At 29.5% G+C, this 23021-nt stretch carries 24 protein-coding genes; 12 read left to right on the forward strand and 12 right to left on the reverse strand.

Annotated elements, in window-relative coordinates; all coding sequences use genetic code 11:
• Positions 1–284 precede the first annotated feature (284 nt).
• The gene (locus ACVC2P_RS06235) at positions 285–773 is read right to left on the reverse strand and encodes a hypothetical protein (RefSeq protein WP_452597616.1); all 489 of its coding nucleotides are present in this window, start codon (positions 771–773) and stop codon (positions 285–287) included.
• Positions 774–853: 80 nt separating this feature from the next.
• Positions 854–2365 carry a hypothetical protein gene (locus ACVC2P_RS06240; protein WP_452597617.1) on the reverse strand — a complete coding sequence of 504 codons (1512 nt, stop codon included), beginning with the start codon at positions 2363–2365 and terminating at the stop codon, positions 854–856.
• A gap of 152 nt (positions 2366–2517) precedes the next feature.
• Here ACVC2P_RS06240 and ACVC2P_RS06245 point away from each other — a divergent pair, with 152 nt between their 5' ends.
• From ACVC2P_RS06245 to ACVC2P_RS06280, 8 genes are all read left to right on the forward strand, one after another.
• Positions 2518–2676 carry a hypothetical protein gene (locus ACVC2P_RS06245; protein ID WP_452597618.1) on the forward strand — a complete coding sequence of 53 codons (159 nt, stop codon included), beginning with the start codon at positions 2518–2520 and terminating at the stop codon, positions 2674–2676.
• Between the two features lie 3 nt (positions 2677–2679).
• Positions 2680–3147 carry a hypothetical protein gene (locus tag ACVC2P_RS06250; RefSeq protein ID WP_452597619.1) on the forward strand — a complete coding sequence of 156 codons (468 nt, stop codon included), beginning with the start codon at positions 2680–2682 and terminating at the stop codon, positions 3145–3147.
• Between the two features lie 31 nt (positions 3148–3178).
• Positions 3179–3661 (forward strand): hypothetical protein, encoded by a 483-nt coding sequence (locus ACVC2P_RS06255; RefSeq protein WP_452597620.1) that lies wholly within the window; start codon positions 3179–3181, stop codon positions 3659–3661.
• Between the two features lie 448 nt (positions 3662–4109).
• Positions 4110–4319 (forward strand): hypothetical protein, encoded by a 210-nt coding sequence (locus ACVC2P_RS06260; RefSeq protein WP_452597621.1) that lies wholly within the window; start codon positions 4110–4112, stop codon positions 4317–4319.
• Positions 4320–4352: 33 nt separating this feature from the next.
• Entirely contained in the window at positions 4353–5633 is a 1281-nt protein-coding gene (locus ACVC2P_RS06265) for a DUF2157 domain-containing protein (protein ID WP_452597622.1), read from the forward strand.
• Positions 5634–5643: 10 nt separating this feature from the next.
• Positions 5644–6207 carry a GDYXXLXY domain-containing protein gene (locus tag ACVC2P_RS06270; RefSeq protein WP_452597623.1) on the forward strand — a complete coding sequence of 188 codons (564 nt, stop codon included), beginning with the start codon at positions 5644–5646 and terminating at the stop codon, positions 6205–6207.
• Between the two features lie 48 nt (positions 6208–6255).
• Complete coding sequence (locus ACVC2P_RS06275) at positions 6256–7914, forward strand: dipeptidyl-peptidase 3 family protein (protein ID WP_452597624.1); 1659 nt, start codon at positions 6256–6258, stop codon at positions 7912–7914.
• A gap of 234 nt (positions 7915–8148) precedes the next feature.
• The gene (locus ACVC2P_RS06280; RefSeq protein ID WP_452597625.1) at positions 8149–8322 is read left to right on the forward strand and encodes a hypothetical protein; all 174 of its coding nucleotides are present in this window, start codon (positions 8149–8151) and stop codon (positions 8320–8322) included.
• Between the two features lie 34 nt (positions 8323–8356).
• Here the strand turns inward: ACVC2P_RS06280 and ACVC2P_RS06285 are convergent, their stop codons facing one another.
• The 4 genes from ACVC2P_RS06285 to lysS form a co-directional block, all read right to left on the reverse strand.
• A complete protein-coding gene (locus tag ACVC2P_RS06285) occupies positions 8357–8866 on the reverse strand; it encodes a hypothetical protein (RefSeq protein WP_452597626.1) in 510 nt (169 codons plus the stop codon).
• 347 nt (positions 8867–9213) lie between these two features.
• Positions 9214–9516 (reverse strand): hypothetical protein, encoded by a 303-nt coding sequence (locus tag ACVC2P_RS06290; RefSeq protein ID WP_452597627.1) that lies wholly within the window; start codon positions 9514–9516, stop codon positions 9214–9216.
• 153 nt (positions 9517–9669) lie between these two features.
• The gene (locus ACVC2P_RS06295; protein ID WP_452597628.1) at positions 9670–10581 is read right to left on the reverse strand and encodes a hypothetical protein; all 912 of its coding nucleotides are present in this window, start codon (positions 10579–10581) and stop codon (positions 9670–9672) included.
• A gap of 7 nt (positions 10582–10588) precedes the next feature.
• Entirely contained in the window at positions 10589–12283 is a 1695-nt protein-coding gene (gene lysS / locus ACVC2P_RS06300) for a lysine--tRNA ligase (RefSeq protein ID WP_452597629.1), read from the reverse strand.
• Positions 12284–12487: 204 nt separating this feature from the next.
• On the opposite strand from lysS, the gene ACVC2P_RS06305 reads away from it, so the two are divergent.
• Genes ACVC2P_RS06305 through lipB form a run of 3 tightly spaced genes read left to right on the forward strand, consistent with a single transcriptional unit; the run spans position 12488 to position 14151 of the window.
• Positions 12488–12646 (forward strand): YqaE/Pmp3 family membrane protein, encoded by a 159-nt coding sequence (locus ACVC2P_RS06305; protein ID WP_452597630.1) that lies wholly within the window; start codon positions 12488–12490, stop codon positions 12644–12646.
• 47 nt (positions 12647–12693) lie between these two features.
• Positions 12694–13446 (forward strand): hypothetical protein, encoded by a 753-nt coding sequence (locus ACVC2P_RS06310; RefSeq protein WP_452597631.1) that lies wholly within the window; start codon positions 12694–12696, stop codon positions 13444–13446.
• A gap of 3 nt (positions 13447–13449) precedes the next feature.
• Positions 13450–14151 carry a lipoyl(octanoyl) transferase LipB gene (gene lipB, locus ACVC2P_RS06315; RefSeq protein WP_452597632.1) on the forward strand — a complete coding sequence of 234 codons (702 nt, stop codon included), beginning with the start codon at positions 13450–13452 and terminating at the stop codon, positions 14149–14151.
• 8 nt (positions 14152–14159) lie between these two features.
• On the opposite strand, the gene ACVC2P_RS06320 is transcribed toward lipB, so the two are convergent.
• The 6 genes from ACVC2P_RS06320 to ACVC2P_RS06345 form a co-directional block, all read right to left on the reverse strand.
• The gene (locus tag ACVC2P_RS06320) at positions 14160–14894 is read right to left on the reverse strand and encodes an ATP-binding cassette domain-containing protein (protein WP_452597633.1); all 735 of its coding nucleotides are present in this window, start codon (positions 14892–14894) and stop codon (positions 14160–14162) included.
• A gap of 370 nt (positions 14895–15264) precedes the next feature.
• Positions 15265–15465, reverse strand: a complete 201-nt coding sequence (locus ACVC2P_RS06325; RefSeq protein WP_452597634.1) for a hypothetical protein — start codon at positions 15463–15465, stop codon at positions 15265–15267.
• A 17-nt stretch (positions 15466–15482) separates the two neighbouring features.
• Positions 15483–16181 (reverse strand): hypothetical protein, encoded by a 699-nt coding sequence (locus tag ACVC2P_RS06330; protein WP_452597635.1) that lies wholly within the window; start codon positions 16179–16181, stop codon positions 15483–15485.
• Positions 16182–16322: 141 nt separating this feature from the next.
• Positions 16323–17378, reverse strand: a complete 1056-nt coding sequence (locus ACVC2P_RS06335; protein ID WP_452597636.1) for a nucleoid-associated protein — start codon at positions 17376–17378, stop codon at positions 16323–16325.
• 54 nt (positions 17379–17432) lie between these two features.
• Positions 17433–19877 carry a DUF3352 domain-containing protein gene (locus ACVC2P_RS06340; RefSeq protein ID WP_452597637.1) on the reverse strand — a complete coding sequence of 815 codons (2445 nt, stop codon included), beginning with the start codon at positions 19875–19877 and terminating at the stop codon, positions 17433–17435.
• Between the two features lie 53 nt (positions 19878–19930).
• The gene (locus ACVC2P_RS06345; RefSeq protein WP_452597638.1) at positions 19931–20530 is read right to left on the reverse strand and encodes a ribonuclease HII; all 600 of its coding nucleotides are present in this window, start codon (positions 20528–20530) and stop codon (positions 19931–19933) included.
• A gap of 180 nt (positions 20531–20710) precedes the next feature.
• On the opposite strand from ACVC2P_RS06345, the gene ACVC2P_RS06350 reads away from it, so the two are divergent.
• Entirely contained in the window at positions 20711–22693 is a 1983-nt protein-coding gene (locus tag ACVC2P_RS06350) for a putative porin (RefSeq protein ID WP_452597639.1), read from the forward strand.
• Positions 22694–23021: the final 328 nt, after the last annotated feature.

The following is a 23021-nucleotide window of genomic DNA, read 5'->3' on the forward strand; positions in this document are numbered from 1 at the left end:
AAGAGTAGCGTCATCAAATTGCAATAATTGTTGTAGTTTTTTAGCAGTATTAACTGCTTTTTCATTAGTCTCAGCTTTGCTTTGAGCTGTTGCAGATTGAGTTCCTATAACCATTGCAAAAGCAAAAAAACATAAAGTAAATATTTTCTTCATCATTTTTAGATAATTAGACGTTAATTACCCAAAGTAAAGCTATTTACATAATATTAGCAAATAAAAAAGATACCGATTAGATAATCGGCATCTTTTTTCTGCTTAAAAAACTAATTCATTAAGATGTTTTGTTACTCTTTATGCTCTTCTCTGTGTTTAGGTCTTTTCATAGCTTTTCTTTTACCCATAGTTCTTTTCTTTCCAGCTCTTTTTCTTTTAGCTTGCATGTTTTCCCATTTTTTATATTGCTCTGCATTAAGAATGGCTTTCATTTCTTTCTTGTGGGCTATTTGTGCATCTAATCTTTCATTCATAAGCTTTAAACGTTCTTCTTGAGAGCGTTTTTTAGCAGCTTCTTTAGCTTTCATTCTAGCTTCCATTTTTGCCTTTTTAGCTTTTGCATGTTTAAGGTTTAAAGCATTAACCTTTTTTTGCTGTGCTTCAGTTAAATCTAAAGCTAATGTTAACTTTTTAGTATGTAATTGAGACATGTCTTCTGCACTTATGTCTTTCATGTTGTGGCGTCTTTCCTTTTTATGCTCGTCATGTCCCTCTTTTCTGTGTTGGGCATTAATTTGAAACGATATTAAAGCGATTAATACAAAAACTATTTTTTTCATCCTACTTATGTTTTTAATTGTTATTTGCTTCTAAGACCAACAAAAAAATAAAAGGTTTAAATAGAACGTTATTTTAACGACTAATTAACAGTTTGTGCTTGTTTTATTAATTGCAATGTAGTGTTATATAGCGGCTTGTTTTCCATTTTACTTTTAAGCCAAGCATAATAACTCATCACAAAAATATCTTCCTGTTTTGCTTCTACCCAATCAAAGGCATGTTCTACTTTATTGTAAAAAGCTTCTGTTGTTACTTGTTCGGGTTTTTTATAATAGTCTTCTACTAAAGCTAGGTAAGTAATAACACGTTGTTGATTTATACTTTTTAGGTATTTAAAATGTAGTCTTTTAAAGCTCAATAATCTTGAGTCTACATAATTTATGTTATGTAATTCTATATGTAAAATAATTTCTATTAAGTTCTTTTTTAAAACCCATTCTTTACCCGCTTTAGCTTCATAGTAATTATCTGTATGATAAAATTTTGAAAATAATTGATGAGATTTGTTATAGTCGTCAGACTGGATATAAAACATAATTAAGGTTAAATGTATGTCTAATAAGTTTTCGGTATCTTGGTGTTTGTAGGTTGTAAATGGTTGTAAAATAGTTATAGCTTTAGTTTGTTGGCTAGAGTAGTTGTAGTTGAGGGCAAGTAATAAATTGTATTTAAGTAGAAATGTTTTATAATGCTTTTTTCGTTTTAGTAGCATATGATTGTGCATTTGTTCTAAATAGAAAAGAGAATCGTTAAATTTTTTATTTCTAAAAAGGGTATTAGCGATTAAGTATAAAACTTGTATATGATAAAATAATTGCTTGTCTTTATTTTTATGTGTTTGTATCGTTTTATATGTATGAATTAAAAAAGGCTCTATTTTTAAGTAGTTTTTAGAAACAAATGCAGAAATACTAACTATAGATATTAACTGATAAAGTGATTTAAAAGACATTAAATCGTTACTATTTATATTGTACTCCTTTAAAGTCGTGTTTAAAAGAGTTTCAAAATCTAATACCTCTCCTTTATATGCAATATTATTTAAGATTTGTTTAATTTTTGCATAAACGATATTTAGTTGATCCTCTAGGTAATGATTTTTCTGATTGTTTTTAAACTTAATAATAAGCCTATCTAAATCTAATTGAGGATTGGCATAAGCATATTGAATTTTTGTGTGGTAGATTTCATTTAGTATAGCGAATAAATGATGCTCTGTAGCTATGGCTTCTGCTTTATCTAAAATTTTATAAGCTACTTTATAGTGTTTATGATTTAGAAAAGTACGAGACGCTAAAATGTATTTAATAATTTGCATATCTACAGAATTCTCCTCTTTTAAATTAGAATTAGCTATAAAATCTATAATAGATTGGTATAAACGTTTCCTTAAAGCGTGGTATGCATCTTTATTATAGTTTTTATATATAGTGTTGCATATTGTTTTAGAATCGAATTCATTTTTGACTAGAAGCTTAAATAATATTATGTTTTTTGTGTCATTACGTTTGTTTTTTCGTTCTAAATAATGAATAAACTGTTGTTGCTCTTCAGAAGAAAGCGTAGATATTATATCGTTTAAATTTGTCATTATATCGTCAGTTTTTTATTATTTTAAATACTAATTATAGTGTTATAAAGATATTGAATATAAATTATATCGTCAGTTTTTAATTAAAATTGTGTTTTGTACAATTATAAAGTATTGCACTTTTGTCCTGTAATCATTAAAAACAAAACAATATGAATCATTATCTAAAAACCACCATATTAATAGTTGTATTTGGAACAATGACCGTTTTTTCAAAAACAATTAAGAAAGAAACAATAAAAAGCTATAGTAAGTGTGTTGCATTTATGAGTTGTAATAATACAACCATTATAAACCCTTTAGGTATATAGAAAATGAAGCTAAAGCAAGTAAATGCCGCTTTTATTGTAACTACTGGAATTTCAGTTTTAGTATTTGTCTATTTAGTATTTTTAGGATACGACGAAATAAAAACATTAAAAGATGTTATAAAAATAATTGCATCTATACTGTTTCCTATCCCAATGCTATTTTTTGTTCGCTTTATTTTAATAGAGCATTTTCTACCCAAAAATACAGACGAGTATAAACTTAAAAACCAAAGACCCGCTACTATTTTATTAATAGTCGCTATTGTTTCTAGTTTAGCAATCATGCAGGTGTTAGAACTAATAACACAACAAAAATTAGAACAAAATTTAATTTTTGCACATTTAATAAACTCTACAACAATAAGTAGCTATGTGCTTAATTATATACTGTATAATAACCTAAAAGTAAACGGGGTTTTAAGTGGCGTATTATTAGCGTTGGCTGTACACGTTTTCTTTTTATCAAACTAAACAACATTAAATCATCAAAAACAATAATATTATGAATCAAATATTTAACAACACAGAGCAAAAAGATAATACTAAAAAGAGAGAATTATTATTCACATTTCAATCTATAATAGTAACAGGCTTATTAGCATTTACAGCTATGGCATTTTTTTACTACAATAGTTTAACCATTGTAAAAGGGATTAAAGTCGTTTTTGCACCATTTTTATCGGTAGTACCATTATTATTTATACTCTCTGTATTAAGAGATTTAAGAAAAGGATTTAAAGAAGGGAATTATTCTAAAGACGAAATTATAAAGTTTGGACTTATAACATTAGGAGTAACCGCTGCATTTACAGGAATAACGTATTTATTATCTGAGATTGGTGCTTTGGAAATATTGCTAGCCGCTATTATAGCAATATTAAGCACCGTTTTCTTTTTAAGAAGTAAAATAAAAGATATTCTTGGAATGTCTATAATAACAGGAATTGCTGAAGGAATTATCGTGTATATGATCTTTTTGTTTTGATGATTGGTTACGTTAGTTAACCAAAAAAATGGCGTAGCAAATATGTTGCGCCGTTTTTTAAACAAAATTAAAAACATTACATGATGACATCAAAAAACATAACGTTAGAAAAACTAGTATTAGCGTTTTCAATTTTTGCACCTTTATTTCTATTTTTAATATATTTAAATCATACTGTTTTTAAATCGCGGTATGTGCTAATAGGAGTTATGCAAGAAATGTTTACTATACCTTGTATTTTAGGACAACCCTTATTATTGATTCTTGCTATAATTGGACTCTATAAAAAAAAGTTTAAAACGCCTAACTATGTTTATCTTTCTATAATAATTTTGATTATGGGAATAAGTTTAACAGTTGTACAATTTATTATAGGGCAATCAAACTAAATATGAATAAGGAATTAAGATTCGCCATTTTTCTAATAAGTTCTATTATTCAAATAATAATGAAAGCATATTTCCCTGTAGTTGGAGGAGGAACTTCATTAGTACTAGTATTATCAATTCCTATTTTAATTGGGTTAGGAATGATGTTTGCTTTAGTGGATTATTATTTTATCATGAAAATTAATAATCAGATTATAAGGAACCTACTTTTTCTACTTTTAGAATTTATATTACTTGGTTTAGCTATTTGGTCTTATCCTTTTGCGTAAAAAAGCCATATCATTAATATTAAAGCAATAACAATGCATTCAAAACTTAAAAAAGAATTACCAGAATTGGTAAAAGAAGGCGTGATATCTCAAGACATTGCTTCCAAAATAGAACATTACTATAACTTAAAACAACCAACAAACCCTAACCGATTATTTACTGTGTTTGGAGTATTAGGTTCTATTTTAGTCGGGTTAGGAATTATTTTAATACTAGCACACAATTGGGATGATTTTCCGAAAACAATAAAAACATGTTTTGCTTTCGCCCCATTAATTATAGGGCAATTGCTGGTTGGCTTTTCCATTTTAAAACAAAAAAGTAAAACATGGAAAGAAGCATCAGGTGTATTTTTGTTTTTTGCAGTAGGTGCTTCCATGGCAATGGTGAGTCAGATATATAATATTCCAGGTAATTTTAGTCGTTATATGTTAACTTGGATACTATTGTGTGCACCATTAATATATTTGTTAAAATCTCATGCCTTAGCATTATTACATTTATTATTTGCTACAATATATGCTTGCGAATATGGCTATTCGTATAATAGTAATATCCCATGGATGTATTTGGTGCTTCTACTAGTGTTATTACCATATTATTATACTCTACTAAAACATAAATTTGAAGCGAATATAACATCTGTTTTTAATTGGCTTTTACCATTAAGCTTAGTAATAACCTTAGGTGCATTTATTACTAAATTCGATGAATTAATATTTCTCTCTTATATTATTCTATTTGGTTTATTCTATAATATAGGAAAGTTAGGCGTTTTAGAAAATTTAAAACTAAGACAAAATGGCTATTTAGTTCTTGGCTCTTTAGGCTCTATAGTCTTGTTATTAACTGCAAGTTTTAGATGGGTATGGAAAGATGTGTTAAGAATTAAACATGCTTTTATTAGTGAAAGCTCACTTGTTGTTGTCCTATTTATACTAACCACGTTTGTACTAATACGTTTACTATTAAAGAAACGGTTGGAAACCTTTAACCTTTTTCATTATATATACATAATAATAAGTGTCTTGTTTTTTGTAGGACTAACAGACGATGTTATACCAACAGTAATAACAAATATATTATTATTTGTTTTAGGTATAAATGCTATAAAAATAGGAGTAGATAAAATGCATTTTGGAGTTTTAAATTACGGATTATTAATTGTATCCGCTCTAATATTTTGTAGATTTCTAGATACTAACATGAGTTTTGTAGTTAGAGGGTTATTATTTGTAGCCGTTGGTGTTGGTTTTTTTATAACCAATTACATCATGCTTAAAAAGCAAAATGCAAACAATGTAAAACACTAAAATAACACTTATGCAAGCTATAAAAATAAAACACATATTTATACTATTTGTATTAATCGCATTAGTACAATTGTTTATTCCAATACAAATGATTTTAGGTCAAGAAACTATTTTAGATTCTGGAACTGCCTATAAGTTTAGAACAGAACCTATAGATCCAACAGATCCTTTTAGAGGAAAATACATAACATTACGCTATAACATAAATTCGGCGATTACGCCAGATACTACTTGGTTGCGACAAGACGATGTTTATGTGTATATAAAAAAAGACAGTTTAGGGTTTGCTCAGTTAACACAAGTTAGCAAAAAACCATTACCTGTAAAGGAAGATTATGTTATAGCCAAAGCAAGTTGGTATAATTATAACACCAATACATTAAGATTTAACTTACCATTTAATCGCTTTTATATGGAAGAAAATAAAGCTAAACCTGCCGAAGAGGCTCATAGAGAAGCACAACGAGATACAATACCAAATAATACTTATGCCTTGGTATACGTTAAAGAAGGTGATGCAGTTTTAAAAAATGTAATAATTAATAAAGTCCCAATTGCCGACTATGTAGAATAGCAATATAAAAATAGCTAACTTTGGAAGGTAATGTATAATATTATAGCAATGAAAAAAACGATAGGAACCTTATTGTTAATGACCGTTTTATGGTCCTGTAAAAAAGATGGAGATAAAACAACTATAGAGTCTACAACTAAAGATGTTGTTAAAACCGAAAAAACAGCAATGCAAATGAACTTAGATAAATATGTAAGTGTAAAATTAACATCCAATCTAAATACATTAACAGCAAAAGAGCGCCAAATGCTCCCTATTTTAATTAAGGCTGCAGACAAAATGAATAAGTTATTTGCATATGAAGCCTATGGCGATTTAGATGCTTTATTAGAAAATACAACAGATGACGATACTAAAAAGTATATAAAAATTAATTATGGACCATGGGATCGATTAGACAATAATAAACCTTTTGTCGAGGGCGTAGGAGAAAAACCTAAAGGCGCAAATTTTTATCCAGCAGATATAACAAAGGAAGCATTTGAAAAAGCGACGATGAAAGACAAGTCTAGCATTTATAATTTTGTTCGCCGTGATGAAGAAGGTAAATTGTACACCATACCATACCACAAACAATTTGAAAAAGAAGTAAAAGAAGTTTCAGTACTATTATTAGAAGCAGCAAGTTTAGCAGAAGATAAAGGACTAAAAAAATATTTAGAGCTAAGAGCAAAAGCACTATTAAATGACGACTATCAAGCTAGTGATTATGCATGGATGGATATGAAAAACAATACACTAGATATTGTGATTGGGCCAATTGAAACCTACGAAGACCAATTATTTGGAAACAAAGCCGCTCATGAAGGTTATGTGCTAATTAAAGACCAAGACTGGAGCAAAAAATTAGAGAAGTTTAGTAGCTTTTTACCAGAATTACAAAAAGGCTTACCAGTAGGAGAAAAATATAAGCAAGAAAAACCAGGAACAGATAGCGACTTAAATGCTTACGATGTGGTTTTTTATGCAGGAGATTGTAACTCTGGAAGTAAAACGATAGCAATTAACTTACCCAATGATGAAGAAGTGCAACTAAAAAAAGGAACAAGACGCCTACAGCTAAAAAATGCAATGCAGGCTAAGTTTGATAAAATTTTAGTACCTATTGCTGATGTTTTAATAGATCCTGCTCAAAGAAAACATATTACTTTCGATGCATTTTTTGCTAATACCATGTTTCATGAAGTAGCACATGGATTAGGAATTAAAAATACAATAACAGGAAAAGGAACAGTAAGAACGGCACTTAAAGAACACGCTAGTGCTTTAGAAGAAGGAAAAGCAGACATTCTTGGCTTATATATGGTACAACAACTGCATGCAAAAGGTGAGTTAAAAGAAGATTTAAAAGACAATATGGTAACCTTTATGGCGGGTATATTTAGATCTGTTCGTTTTGGAACCTCTAGTGCACATGGAAAAGCAAATATGATTCGTTTTAATTTCTTTAAGCAAATGGGCGCATTTACTAGAAATAATAATGGAACCTATACCGTTAACTTTCAAAAAATGGAGTTTGCAATGGAAACACTTTCCGAAGTTATTTTAAGTTATCAAGGAGATGGAGATTACAATGGTGTAAATAATTTTGTAGCTAATTATGTAAGGATTTCTAAAGAACTTCAAGGAGATTTAGATAAGCTTAGTCATGCAAATATTCCAGTAGATGTGGTTTTTGAACAAGGAACTTCAGTTTTAGGATTATAACATAATTTTTATAATATTAAAAAAGACTTTAGAGCCTCTAAAGTCTTTTTTTTGTGTTTCCCTCTGTTTTTTAACTATTTATTATTGATTATGTAGATAATTAACATTACTGCAAAGTAAATGGAGGTGTTATAGCGAATTTTTATGCTTTTTAGCGATTTTAATAGTCGATTTATCGATTTATGGAAGTAGATTGATGCTTTCTATTTTATTATTTATTAATGTTGTATAATTATGGGGGCAATTTTAACGGTTAGTACAATAGTAATTCTTCTGTTAATAGTTTTAAAAATTATAAAAACTATTAATAGAATTAAAGCTTTAAGAGAGCGTGGTATAAATGTCTCTAATAAAAATATCTTTTATAAGTGGGTAACTAATACATTTCTTAAAAACTTACCACTTTAACTTCCTTTTTTTACTTTCATTATTCTTATTTATTTTAATAACGACCTAAAGTATTGGTGTTAGATTTAAAATAATATGTTTTAATTAAAACAAAGGTTTTGTATATAAAATAGACTATTGGAATACCTAAAACAAAGGTTAATGCAACAAGTACCAATGTAAGTTTAAAACCTATAAATGGAATTTTATTTGTTTCAGAATATAGAGATACATTCTTAATTAAATAATACCCACTACCAATAGCAATTCCTCCAATAAAACTCCATAGCAAATTAATTGTTTCTAATTGGTGCGCTGTTGAGAAAAAGAAAATAGAATAAATAATAAGCACTATAATACCTATTAATAAAGCATGTTTAACTTCTTGTATATTAGTGTAATAATCTGGAGTAAAATAACGCTCTTTAATACAAGAAGCGCAAACTGTGTCATTATTGTTAATACATGTATGGCACATACCTCGCCTACACAGTTTGCAGTTTTTATGAGACAATAAAAAAGGATGTGTATTACAAAAATATAACGCTTTGTCTGTAGTTCTCAAAATATACTGTTAGGCTTGTTGTTATACAATATCCATAAATAGTGATGATATTACAAACTTACTTTAAAATAATAGATATGGATGTAAAAAAATGTAAGGCATCTATTTTCTGTTCGACTTAATAGAAAAGAAAAATAAATTAAAGCTATGAAAATTATTCAATCCCTCCTTATGCTTTTTTCAGACACTTTAGATAGTGATTTTGAAACAGAAGACTTAACAAATTCTTAAGCATTTGAATTAAACCCTTAATTAAATTAATCCAAATTTAGTTTATAGTTTAGAGCCAAGAAAGCGCATATTAATTAAATAATATGCGCTTTCTATTTTAGTTCTACTCTTTTGTATTACGTGTTTGCGATTACAACACATTGTACCCAGCCATGAAAACGATCATCTATATGACCGCTACTATCTCTTAATAGAAAATCTGCAGCTACAGTAACAGTGTTACCTACAATTTTAGTGATATCTAAATCTATTTCTTGTTCTAATACATGATGATCTCCATCTGTATAGCGAATATTAAAACCTTTTAAAACTGCTTGAGCCGATTTAACTTTCGATTTAAAAACTGCAGTAGCAATCTCTCTTTGTTTTTTTCCTTTTGTAGAATCAAATGTAATTGATAATTCTTTAAATGAAACCATTATATTTTTATTTGCCTACCTACTCTGTTTAATATTGGCTTTTCGGTTTGCGCCATATCAATTGATTATGCAAATATGTATATATAAGTGGTTGTAAAGTAGAGTTTTATAATCCTTAATAGCTAGTGGTTTTTCCTGTTTTTTATACAGGAATTATCTTTTATTAATATTGTAATATTCAGCAATTAATAGTTTGTGGTCAGAAACAGCATATTTATAACTATTAAGAATATCAGGTCTTAAAGGTTGGGAAACCCATATTTGATCTAGTTCTAATAACGGAAGGCTATAGGGCCATGTTGCAGAAAAACCATTATTGTAATTATGGAAACTAGAATACCATTTAGTATAATTTGTAAAGTGAACGCTTTCGTAAGGTGTATTAAAATCTCCAACAATAATATCTATGTTATGAGTATTGGCATAATCAAGGACTTCTATAAGTGGTTGCTTCTTATTAATAAAAGGACTAGCATAAATATCTACAATTAAAACACTTGTGGGTACATTATTTATAGAGGTTTTAATGTGGTTAAATTTGTATTGTTTATCTACATATTTATAGCTAATAGAATCTATAGTGCCTTTTACTCCTAATAACATATCACCTCTTAATTTTTTTATACTATAATTAGGTAGGTTTGTATTTAAGCTTTCTAAATCCTGTTCATTAACATGAAGCGCTTCAACTAAAGTTATAATACTACAACTGTTATTTTTAGTATGAGTAATGATTGGATGAATAGGAAATTGTTTCCTTTTAGCAACATTCCAAAATAAAACAGAATTAGTTTGCGATAGAGGTTTTTTTGTTTGAGTAAAATAATAATTGTTAAACCAGTAAAAAGATAATACAAACTGAAATATTATAATTGGGTAAACTATTGTTTTTTGTTTCCTGTAAAAGAGTGCTATAAGGTATCCTAACAAAATAATTAAAATTAAAGGTGTAGCATAGAAAATAATACTTATTGGAAATAGCCTGTCTTTTAAAACAAAATGGATAAAAATTAAAAAAGCATATAGTCCAAGACTATATGCTTTATATTGTTTTAACAGTTTCATGTAGTAGTTATACTATTTCTACAAACAAACCATCATCTGTTTTATTTACTTTAGCAACACCAAGCTTAGTTAAGCCTTTAATGGTTTTATCCCACTTTTTGTTGCTTAAACCAGATTGTGCTTTTAAATCATTTAATACAATAGGCGTTTCTTTTTTCAAAATTTCGAATACCGCTTTCTCTTCATCGCTCATAGGAACAGCTTTCTTTTCTGGGCGCATTTGCGGGAAGAATAACACTTCTTGTATCGATTGATTATTGGTTAAAAACATAATTAAGCGATCCATACCAATTCCCATTCCAGAAGTAGGAGGCATACCATACTCTAAAGCACGTAAAAAATCATGATCTATAAACTCAGTAGCTTCATCATCTCCTTTTTGAGCTAATTTTAATTGATGCTCAAAACGCTCACGTTGATCTATAGGGTCATTTAATTCAGAATAAGCATTAGCTATTTCTTTTCCGCAAACCATTAATTCAAAACGCTCCGTTAGTTCAGGGTTGTCTCTATGTTCTTTACATAAAGGACTCATTTCTTTAGGATAATCTGTAATGAATGTTGGTTGTATGTAATTTCCTTCGCATTTTTCACCAAAAATTTCATCAATTAATTTTCCTTTACCCATAGTATCATCTACAGCAATGCCCATACCTTCGGCAGCCGCTCTAATCTCATCTTCAGTTTTACCAGTAATATCAAAACCAGTAAACTCTTTAATAGAATCTGCCATAGTAATACGCTTGTAAGGCGCTTTAAAATCTACCTTGTGTTCTCCAAAAGTAGCTTCCGAAGTACCATTTACTGCAATAGCACAATGCTCTAAAAGACGTTCACAGAAATCCATCATCCAATTGTAATCCTTATAAGCAACATATATTTCCATTGCTGTAAATTCAGGATTATGTGTACGGTCCATACCTTCGTTTCTAAAGTTTTTAGAAAACTCATACACGCCATCAAAACCACCAACTATTAAACGCTTTAGGTATAACTCGTTTGCAATTCTCATATATAATGGAATGTCTAAACTGTTATGGTGTGTAATAAATGGTCGTGCAGCAGCACCACCAGGAATAGGTTGTAAAATAGGCGTTTCAACCTCAAAATACCCCGAGTCGTTAAAAAACGAACGCATGGCATTAAAAAGTTTTGTACGTTTTACAAAAACCTCTTTAACATGTGGGTTTACAGCTAAATCTGCATAACGCTGTCTGTAACGCATTTCTGGGTCTGTAAATGCATCATGAATTTTTCCATCTGCATCAGTTCTTGGCATCGGTAAAGGTTTTAAGGCTTTACTTAAAAGTGTAAAATCTTTAACCATTACAGTTTTTTCACCAACTTTAGTAGTAAATAACTCACCTTCTATACCAATAAAATCGCCAATATCTAGTAATTTTTTGTAGACATCATTATACTTGGTTTTATCATCTCCTGTACAAATTTCATCTCTATTAAAGTAAACTTGTATACGCCCTTCACTATCCTGTAGTTCTGCAAAACTAGCATTACCTTGAATACGACGAGACATTAAACGCCCAGCAATAACTACCTGTTTGCCTTCCTTATAGTCCTGTTTGACTTGTTTTGAGGTTTCAGAAACAGGAAATAAATCTGCTGGATAAGGATTAATCCCTAACGCACGTAATTTTGCTAGCTTTTCTCTTCGTACGAGCTCTTGCTCAGATAACTGTGACATAATATAATATGATGTATAATTAAGCCAGCAAAGATAGAATTAAAACAGATGAATTAAAACTAATTTTTACACAAGAAACATTAATAAACTATTTTATAAAGTTTATAAATAATAAAAGTGTAACAAAATATAAAATGCTGCGTCATATGAGCACATCAATCATCAATCTACAGAAATGTAGAATTAAATTAAATCAAAATTATTATGAGTTTTTGGAGAGTCGTACTTTCAATTTTATGCCCACCTTTAGCAGTCTTAGATAAAGGTTGTGGTTCTATCGTTATTGTGTTTCTATTGTGGCTTTGTGGCTGGGTTCCAGGTGTTATTGCAGCATTGGTTATACTTAATAACCCTAACAGATAAATCGTTATCTTTGTAGCCTAACTATAACCATAAATAAACCTATTAAAATGAAAAGATTTACTGTTTTATTAGCATGCCTTTTAGTGTTTGTGCTAACTAGTTGTCAATTTTCTGAAGACATATATATTAATGAAGATGGTTCTGGTAAAATGTCGTTTTCTTTTGATGGGGCAGAGCTAATGCAAATGGCAGGCGATGAAATGGGAGGCAAAGAAGAAGTTATAGATTCTACATTTAGTTTTAAAGAATTATTTGACGCTAAAAGAGACAGTATCTCAAAATTATCGGCCGAAGAGCAAGAAAAATTAAAAAGTCTTGAACCCTTTAATATGCACATGGTAATGAATACTAAAACTTCGGAAATGAAGTTTGATATGTATCGAGAGTTCAGTAAAGCTGATGAATTGCAGGATATGTTTAAGGCTATGAATAACTTTAGTAATATGAAAGGCAAAGGAGCCGCTAAAGTGAATGACCCTAATAACCCTTTCTCGTCTTTAGGAAAGAACGGAAGTACAGAATTAAGTTATTCTTACAATGGAAAAGTATTTACTAGAACAGCTAAGATTTTAGATAAAGAAGCTTACAAGCAAATGACAGATAGTATAAGCAAAATGAGTATGATGTTTGCCAGCTCTAAATACAAATTAAATTACCACTTCCCTAAGCCAATTAAGTCCGTATCTAACGAGAAGGCATTATATAGTGCAGATAGAAAAAGTGTTACTGTAGAGTATGGGTTTATGGAGTATGTAAGTAATCCTGAAGCTTTAAATTTAGAAGTTATTTTAGAAGATTAAATTGTGAACAAAACAATAGAACTAAAAGATTTAGGGTCTAAAGACTTTAAAGACACTTGGGATTACCAAGAGAGTTTATTTAAAGACATATTAGATACTAAAATTAAGAACAGAAGAGAAAATGCTGGTTTAGAAACTAAAAATCACTTTCTGTTTGTAGAGCACCCGCATGTTTATACTTTAGGTAAAAGTGGGGATATGTCTAACCTATTATTAAGCGAGGCTCAATTAGTAGAAAAGGGAGCAACGTTTTATAAAATTAATAGAGGAGGAGATATTACATATCACGGACCTGGACAAATTGTTGGGTATCCTATTCTAGATTTAGAAAACTTTTTTACAGATATACATAAATATTTACGTCTTTTAGAAGAAATGATTATTCTTACCTTAGAAGAATATGGCCTTAAATCTGAAAGAAGCCCTGGTGAAACAGGTGTTTGGTTAGATGTAGGGACGCCATTTGCTAGAAAAATATGTGCAATGGGTGTTCGCGCTAGCCGTTGGGTTACTATGCATGGGTTTGCACTAAATGTAAATGCAGATTTAGGATATTTCGATAATATTATCCCGTGTGGTATTCGTGGTAAGGCAGTAACCTCTCTTAATGTAGAATTAGGAAAGAAAACAGTAGATGAAAACGAAGTGAAAGAAAAACTACTGAAACATTTTAAAACACTTTTTGAAGCAGAGTTTATTAACTAATTTAATCGTTATTTATATACCATATTAAAAGTAGATTTAGGGATATAACCAAACTCCATAAGTTCACTTTTATCTTTTATAGGCTTTAAAAATCCATTAGTTAAGAAAACTATAGTATCTGCTAAGTTGATAACGTTTTCATAATCATGATCGGTTATAATAAAACCTTTAGAAGCTTTCATTGTATTAATATAGCTAATAATATATTCTCTAATAATAGGACTTACACCATTGAAAGGCTCATCTAGTAAAATAAATTGAGCATTAGAATGTATAATTAATAATATCTCAATAATTCTCTTTTCTCCACCAGATAAATCTTGATTGCGCTTATAAAGTAATGGTTTTACATGTTCATTATTAAGTACGATACTACTTTGCGTTTTGGAAAGAAATAATTTTATTAAAGAAGCTATAGTTACATTATTAGGTAAGAAATTATTTTGAGGTAGGTAGTTAATTAGATGTCTTCCATCTGAAACGGTTTTAATAACTTTACCACCTGCCCGAACAAATTTAGAATCTGCTTTTTCTGTTCCAAAAATTATTCTTAATAATGTCGATTTTCCAGAACCATTACGCCCAATAAGACCCTTTATTTCTCCTTTGTTACAGGAAATAAAAATGTCACTTAATAACACTCTATTGTTATAAGATTTTGTTAAGCTATCTATATGTAAACCTGTCATATTAGTGATAGTATTAATAAGTTTATAAGTGCTATTACAAATGTTGAACCCCATAAAATAAGTTTGGTTAAACCTAAATTATAATAGTAATAATATTCATTTTTGTTTTTTATTTCATAAATGAATAAATGAGTCATTGGTGCTATATATAGATAATAAAGTCCAATAATATTTAAACTTACACTAAATATAAATCCAATAGCTACAGCAATTATAGCAGAAGTAAAAACTATTTTTTTCTGAAATAGTAATATGTTTTTAAGTAATCTCAAAAGATTCTTTTTAGATTATGAGATGGGAATATAAAGAAAGCTTTTAGGAGTTTTATATCTTTTTTAAATGATTTAACATAAAATCATATCCTAAAGCAGAGAACAATTAAAATAGAATAGGAAGTTTTTATACCAGGAATTCTAGTGTTAATTTAAGTTGTTGAGTTCGTAATTAATTTCCGCCCTTTAATAATCCAAAGAATAGGACCTATAAAGCCAATCATAGAAATTAAAATCCATTTACTTTTTGAGTCTTTAAAGTTATTACTTAATATTTGAATAATAGCAATAGTAGTAATTGCTACAGAGCCAAAAGAGATTATAATAAATAATAGGGCTAGAAGTATCTTCATTAGTAAAGTTTAAAATTTTAACAAGTACATAAACTAATAATAATAGATTTTAAACAATTACTGTCTTTAATAAGTTTAGATAGTGCCGAGTTTTGTGCTTTATAAATAAGTTGAGTATTCTTACGATATAAATCCTCATAATTTTCTGAGGTATTAAGAAGTTCTAATTCCTTTTGTATTTTTATTTCAGTTTCCTTTACAATTGTTTTAATTTTTGTAATTAATTCTTTAGGTGTGGAGCCTGTTTTATGTATAAAAATATCATAGGTACACAGATCTTCATGTTCAGAATATTTTATAATTGGCTCAGTTTGCATCCAAAGTTGATCCTCTGGATTATAGTCTCCTACAATTTGTATAGCGTACGAAGCGACTATCATTTTAGTAATGCTTACTATTTTTATACGAGTTAACTTTATTTCGGTAGGTTTAATTAGTTTATAGACAGAGACACCATTATAATTATAACTTAAGCGCTTGGTGTAAAAACTATGCGTTCCAGGCTCGTAAGTGAATTGGTTTTGTAAAAAAGTACTGTAATTTTTTTCGAGATACTTCCTATAGTCTTCCGTATTCTTTCCATGAGCAACATATTTATAACCATGAACCTTGCTACCATCATTCAGTTCAATATCAAATTCTAAATGAACACCATTATATTCGGCAAAAACAATGGCGGGAAGGCAAAATATAAAAAGTAAGAAAAAGTTTTTCATTTAGGTTTCAATTAGCAAAGTGCATAAATCATTATATATCTAACACTAACAAACTTACCTAAAAAAAAGCTCATAACAAACGAGAGTATATTTGTTATGAGCCTTAATACTATTTAGTATAATAGAATAAATGCCTTCTTTTTACTGCCCTTCCTCGTTAAAAAACACCTTGTAATAGAACATTTTTTTCTCTTCATCGTATCCTTTTTCTAAATGTTCACTTGCGGCATCTGGCGCATCAATATCTAATTTTATTTGTATATGAGTATCTAGCTTAATATCGGTTTTAATCTTTTTCTTTTCCTTATTAACAACAGCTTCAGCTAAATCAAACTGATTGCGTAATACAACATTTAATTCTTTCTCGTAGTCCTTTTTATAATCCTCGAACATTTGGATGTGTTTCTCCTCTTCAAAAATCTCTTCCTTAAAATTCTCAACATTTATTGTTTCATTATCCTTAAAATAATCAATAGTTTTTGCTAAGAAAATATTACGCTCTTGCTCACCATAACTAGATTTTAAAACATCGGTAGAAAACTCTTTACATAAATCTAGATAGTTATGCGTATGATTATTCATATCATCAGCATACTTAATATTTAAAAAATGATCGGTCCAATATTGCGCATCGTAATTATTATTATCCGCACTAAAAATAATATTACCTTCCATGTCGGTCTGGTTTAAAATTAAACAAGCCTTATCCACTTTTTTAGAACTAATACCATTTTGTACAAATACATCATAACTACCACCCTCTAAAAAAGTTTGAAAAAACTTAATCTTACTTTCAATTTTAAAAATACCAACAGCATTGGTTACCATATCTCGGTATTCTATACCTTCAAACATAGCAATTAAAACATCACCAGTTTTTATTTGTGCAGAGTTAGACTGCTCAAACAAATGCTTCACAATATTCTTAGAAGTTTCTACAAAAGTATCTTCATCCTCTTTAAACAACTGTCTAGCATATGCATTAATTTCATTAAGCTCTACGTTAGAGTGGTGATTAAAACGGAAACTCTGCACAACAGATCCAAAAGGACGTAATAAAAAAGGCAACATTAAATTATAACTTTCCTCATCAAACTGTACTTCCTGTTCAGAAAAGGCATTTTTAGTATCGTTATGTTTATTACCAACCTTATGAATTATAAATTTTGAAATACTGGCGTTAGTACGTTTTATCATTTTTTTTATGTGCTTTTATTGTAAAGTGCAATAGTATAAAATACCATGCAAAATTTAATTAATCTCGTAAACTAAAATGGAGTTACTTTCACCTTTAGTAACAAACTCTAAACTTCTGTCTTTATCTATGTTGTTTAAGTCAATAGAAGAGTTACCATAAACAGGGAAATTAGCAATAGATTTTGCTTGACTATCAAATAATAATACTTTTTGCGATTGCAAATCGGTAACCGAAACATATATTTTATCGTTAATATAAAAAAGTTTTGGTTCGCTATACGTTGCAAAATCTAAATCTATAGTTCTTCCTTTTATACTTAGTTTATTATCGCTTAGAGTTACTAATGTTTTAGAGGTCGCAGTAATGTTATGCCTTTCTGAAAGCTGTAACGGTGTTGTTTTTACATTACCAGACTGGTCAATAGAAACCAAATTACCATCAGTTGTTGTAGTTGTAAAAGTGTTTTTATAATTATAAATAGGCTCTTTAGAGTATTTTAGTTGGTTTTTAACAGTAACTCTAGCAGTACCGCGTCTGCTCAAAATGTTTAACTTGTTATCAGTTTTTATTAAAATAAAATCTTTGCTGCCCATTCGTATATGTTGAGGCTGCGAGTTAATAGTAGCATCAGCACTTTTAAATTTAAACCCTTTAACCGATTTTCCTTTAGCATCATATAATAATACAGATTTTCCTTGTGTAACAAATAATCGGTAATTTTTATTCCTATCATAATCAAAAACCGAAAGCGGTTGTGTAATAATATCATTAAACTCTAGCGGGTACCCAGTAACATCCTTACCATCTCTACTAATTAAATACACCCGATTAGGTGTTGCAAAAGCTAACTGTAAACGCCCATTTTTGTAAATGTCTATTTGCTTAATAGCCCCTAAAATAGGACCGTTTAATTGGCGTTTCCATAGAATACTACCAGTATTAGAAATTAAATAAAGCTTATGGTTAACATCTTGCACAACAATATCTTTTCCGCGAGTACGATGGTTAGTTACAAAATGAGGTGTGTTTAATACGTTAGCATCTAATTTAATATTTAAAACTTCAGTAACAGCGTTACTAACAGCTTTAGATTTGTTCTTTTTAATAACAGCATTAAAGTGTGCATAATTAGTATCGTAAATAAACTGAAGCGCAGAAGATTTGTACGATTTTAAAGACGCTTCAATAGCTACATTTAGGTTAGTCTCTAAAATTTGTTTTAAAGAAGCAGCGTTAGTAACATACAAAATAGAAGCAGCACTACTTAAATTAGAAATAGACGATTTATAATACCCTCGAGAAGCAAGAGTTGTTTTATTCTGGTAATTAGCTATAATATTCTGTATAGCATCCAAGCTATTAGCAAAAACAAAAAACTGATCGATAACACAATAAAACTGAGCGTTATCAAAAGACACTAAAGGAGCAAACACATCCTTAAAAAACGAAGGCATACTAAAACTATAAATAGGAATTTGCCTATAATTATCAACACTATTTTGTTCGCTTAATAAAGCATCTTTAGTGCTAATAACATCTATAGAATTTAAAACAATAGCAGTATTATTATTCTCGAAAATAGTACCAACCTCAATAATATTATCAAACAATGGTATAGAAATACTATCAGAAGCGTTAGAGTTAAAAGCATCTAAATTATTTTTAAAAACAGAAAAAGTGTCAAACGTAAAACTTAAAAAACCATCGCTATTAGAAGGTGCAATTTTAGCCAATTCATTTTCTTGAGGAATAGTGTTTTTAAAAACGTTTATAAGACTATTGGTAGAATCTGTAGCTTTTGTAATACCATTTAAAACCATTTGGTCTTGCGTAATTTCAGTATCAAAAGCAAGATAATTGGTAAAATCAGAAAAAGGTAAAACATCAGAATTAAAAAGAGAAGTAATAAAATTGTTTTTAGTAGCATTAATCACAACCGATAAATGATTACTTCTATTAGTGGTGTTTAGTAATTTATCTACTACGGTTTTATTCTCACTTTTCTCAGAAGAACTTAAAACAGAAGCTAAAGCATTTACATTAGAGCTACCAACCAGAATACTATCCTTAATAGAAGTAAATAAAATCGAGTTATTATAAGTAATACGTTTTGCGGCATACTTACCAGCAGTAGCATCTACAATAGTTACATTAGGAATAGAATCTGTATTAAAAACATCGGCAGTAAACTTAGTAGCAAAAACATATTGTAAACTATCATTATCATCTTTTAATAATGAAATAATAGTAGAATTTGTAGTATTTAAATACTCCAAACCCGAAAGCATGCCTGTTAGCTTTTTATAAGCAGGAGTAGGAGCGACAGCATTAATTAAATCACTATTATTTAAATTACTCGCTAAGCTTTCAATCGTGTTGGTATTAAGAATAACAGAAGCATCTTCCGAAATAAAATCATAAATAGAAGCATTTTTGTTTTCAGTATTACAACTAATTAATAAAAAAGAAAGCAAAAAACAGAACCAAAGGTATTTCATTATATCAATATAAGATTTCGGTAAAAATACCCATTTGTTTTAGTAAGTAAAAACTAAAAATTTAATTTTAATTGTTCAGGCAGAAGTTTAAAGCTTTTTCTGTGATATTTAGTAGCGCCATACTTTCTAATGGCATCACGATGTTCTTTAGTTGGATAACCTTTATTTTTTTTCCAATTGTACATAGGGAACTCTTCATGAATTTTATTCATGTAATCATCCCTGTATGTTTTTGCTAAAACAGAAGCAGCAGCAATGCTCATAAACTTACTATCACCTTTAATAATAGTCTCATAAGGAATAGTATTTAAAGGCTTAAACCTATTACCATCCACAATAATAAATTCGGGAGTAGGAGTTAACTTTAAAATAGAACGCTGCATCGCAATAATAGAAGCATTCAAAATGTTTATAGAATCAATCTCTTCCTCATAAACATGAGTAAAAGCAAAAGTAAGCGCATTAGCCTCAATAATAGGCCTTAAAAGCTCTCGCTTCTTTTCGGTAAGCTGCTTAGAATCGTTAAGAATACTATTCTCAAAAGTTAGAGGTAAAATAACAGCAGCAGCAGTAACAGGCCCCGCCAAACAACCACGACCAGCCTCATCAGTACCACACTCTAAAATAGTACCAGAAAAATTTAATTTTAGCATTTATATAAATCTTAACACTATAGTTATATAAAATAGTGTAATTATGTGTTAATAGATAAAGATTAAGAGAGTTCATTACTGTAAAATGAAAAACCCTTTAAGATATTTCCTATTTTTGGCAAAAATTCCAAATAAATATAAAACCCGTTTTTATATTTAAGGTTTAAAAATAAATATGATTTGAAGAATAAAATAATTTTAGTAGTCTTTTTATTAAGTTTCTCTATAACAGCCGGTGCACAAGAAATAAAAGACCCAGCATTGAGAACACAAAACGGATCTGTAAACCAAGGCATAGGAACAATAAACGATACAGTACAACGTAGAGGAGGGAAAAGTACGAGCAATAAAAATATAAAAAATAAAGACGCTAAAATAACCGACTACCTAATAATATCTCATGCAAACGATACAACACATGTAGATACAACCCTAACAATAAAAAAAGAATACAAATATAACTACCTAAGAAAAGATAATTTCGAGTTAATGCCATTCTCTAACTTAGGGCAAACATATAACACCCTAAGTTATAATTTTGAAGATACAAGCCTAATGCCAAGGTTTGGAGCAAGAGCTAGACATTTCAATTTCATGGAAGCCAAAGATATAAACTACTACCATGTACCAACACCATTAACAGACCTTTTCTACAAAACAGCTTTTTCCCAAGGGCAATTAATAGATGCCTTCTTTACAGTAAATACCACTAAGCAATTTAATCTGTCTGCCGCCTATAAAGGACTGCGATCATTAGGAATATACCAACACATACTAACAAGTACAGGTAATTTTAGATTCACCAGTAGTTACAAAACAAAAAACAAACGCTATATAGCAAATGCGCACTTCGTATCTCAAGATTTACTAAATCAGGAAAACGGAGGATTAACCGATGAAAGCGTTGCTTTTTTCGAATCAGGAGACGACGAATTTAAAGACCGCGGCGTGTTAGAAGTAAATTTCGAAGACGCAGAAAATGTATTAAAAGGAAAGCGGTTCTATTTAAATCACACCTATGCAATAATTAATCAAAACGATTCAGTAGCAAAAAACAATTTAAACGTAAAGCATATTATGCTATTTAAAGACAAAAGCTTTACATTCGATCAAACAACAGCAAATACCTTTTTTGGAAACGCCTTCCAATCCACACTATTAAGAGACCGTGTAACATTAGAAGAATTACATAATCAAGTACAATTAAACTACTCAAACAACATAATAGGAGATTTACAATTCAATGCAAGCCATAACAATTACAATTACGGCTACAATAAAATAGTAATCCTAAACGGTAGCACAATAACTAACCGGCTAAAAGGAGATGTGTTTGCAGTAGGTGGAAAATATAAAAAGCAAATAGGCGGTTTTCTAATACAAGGAGAACTAGGAATAAATGTAGCGGGAGACTTAGAAGGTAACTATGCAAAAGGAGAAGCAGCCTATCAAATAACAGACGATATTAAGTTGGCGGCACAAATAAACCATAGTTCCAAAGCACCAAATTACAACACACAGTTAAATCAAAGTGCATATATAAACTACAATTGGCAAAATAATTTTAACAATGTACAAACACAACAATTAGCCTTTAATCTAACATCAAAAAAAATAGCAAATATAACAGTAGATGCATCTACAATAAACGATTACGTCTATTTTGGTAAAGATGAAACAGGAGCAGTAAAACCGTTTCAAAACGATAAGTCAATAACCTATTTGCGAGTAAAAGCAAATAAAGAAATAAAGTATAGAAACTTTGCATTAAACAATACAGTAATGTATCAAAATGTAAAAGACAACAACAACACATTAAACGTCCCAGAAATAATAACACGTAATACACTATACTATTCAAACTATGTCTTTAAAAAAGCAATGTATTTACAAACAGGAATAACATTCAATTACTTTACAGAATATAACATGAATGGTTACGATCCTCTTTTAGCAGAATTCTACACACAGAACGATGTAAAATTAGGAGGATTTCCAAGATTAGACTTTTTTATAAACGCAAAAGTACGTCAAACCCGTATCTACTTAAAAGCAGAACACATTAATGCAGCCTTTACAGGATACAAATATTATTCCGCACCAAACACACCATACAGGGATTTCGCAGTACGATTTGGATTAGTGTGGAATTTCTTTCTATAGAAGCTTTTTCTAAGGCGTTCCCTAATTACAAAGCAAGAAAAGCTTAGTAATAAGGTCGGGCTTTCATTACTCGCTCTTTTCAAGGAGCTCAAACAAGCCATTCAATCCCTAACGCAAGAGAGCATTAAACAAAAGAGAAAAAGATAAAGATTGAAGAAATTAATAAGCAAAAACAAGAGAGAAGCACAACTTTAAAAGCAGAGATAAAAAAAAGACAAGGCCCTTAAAAAATAGATAACCCCCACAAGAGTAAAAACCAACCAAAAACGCGTATATATAATAAGGACAAGAAGAAAAAAAACACTCCTTAAAAAAACTAAAAAAAAAG

Source organism: Pontimicrobium sp. MEBiC01747 (assembly GCF_053601635.1).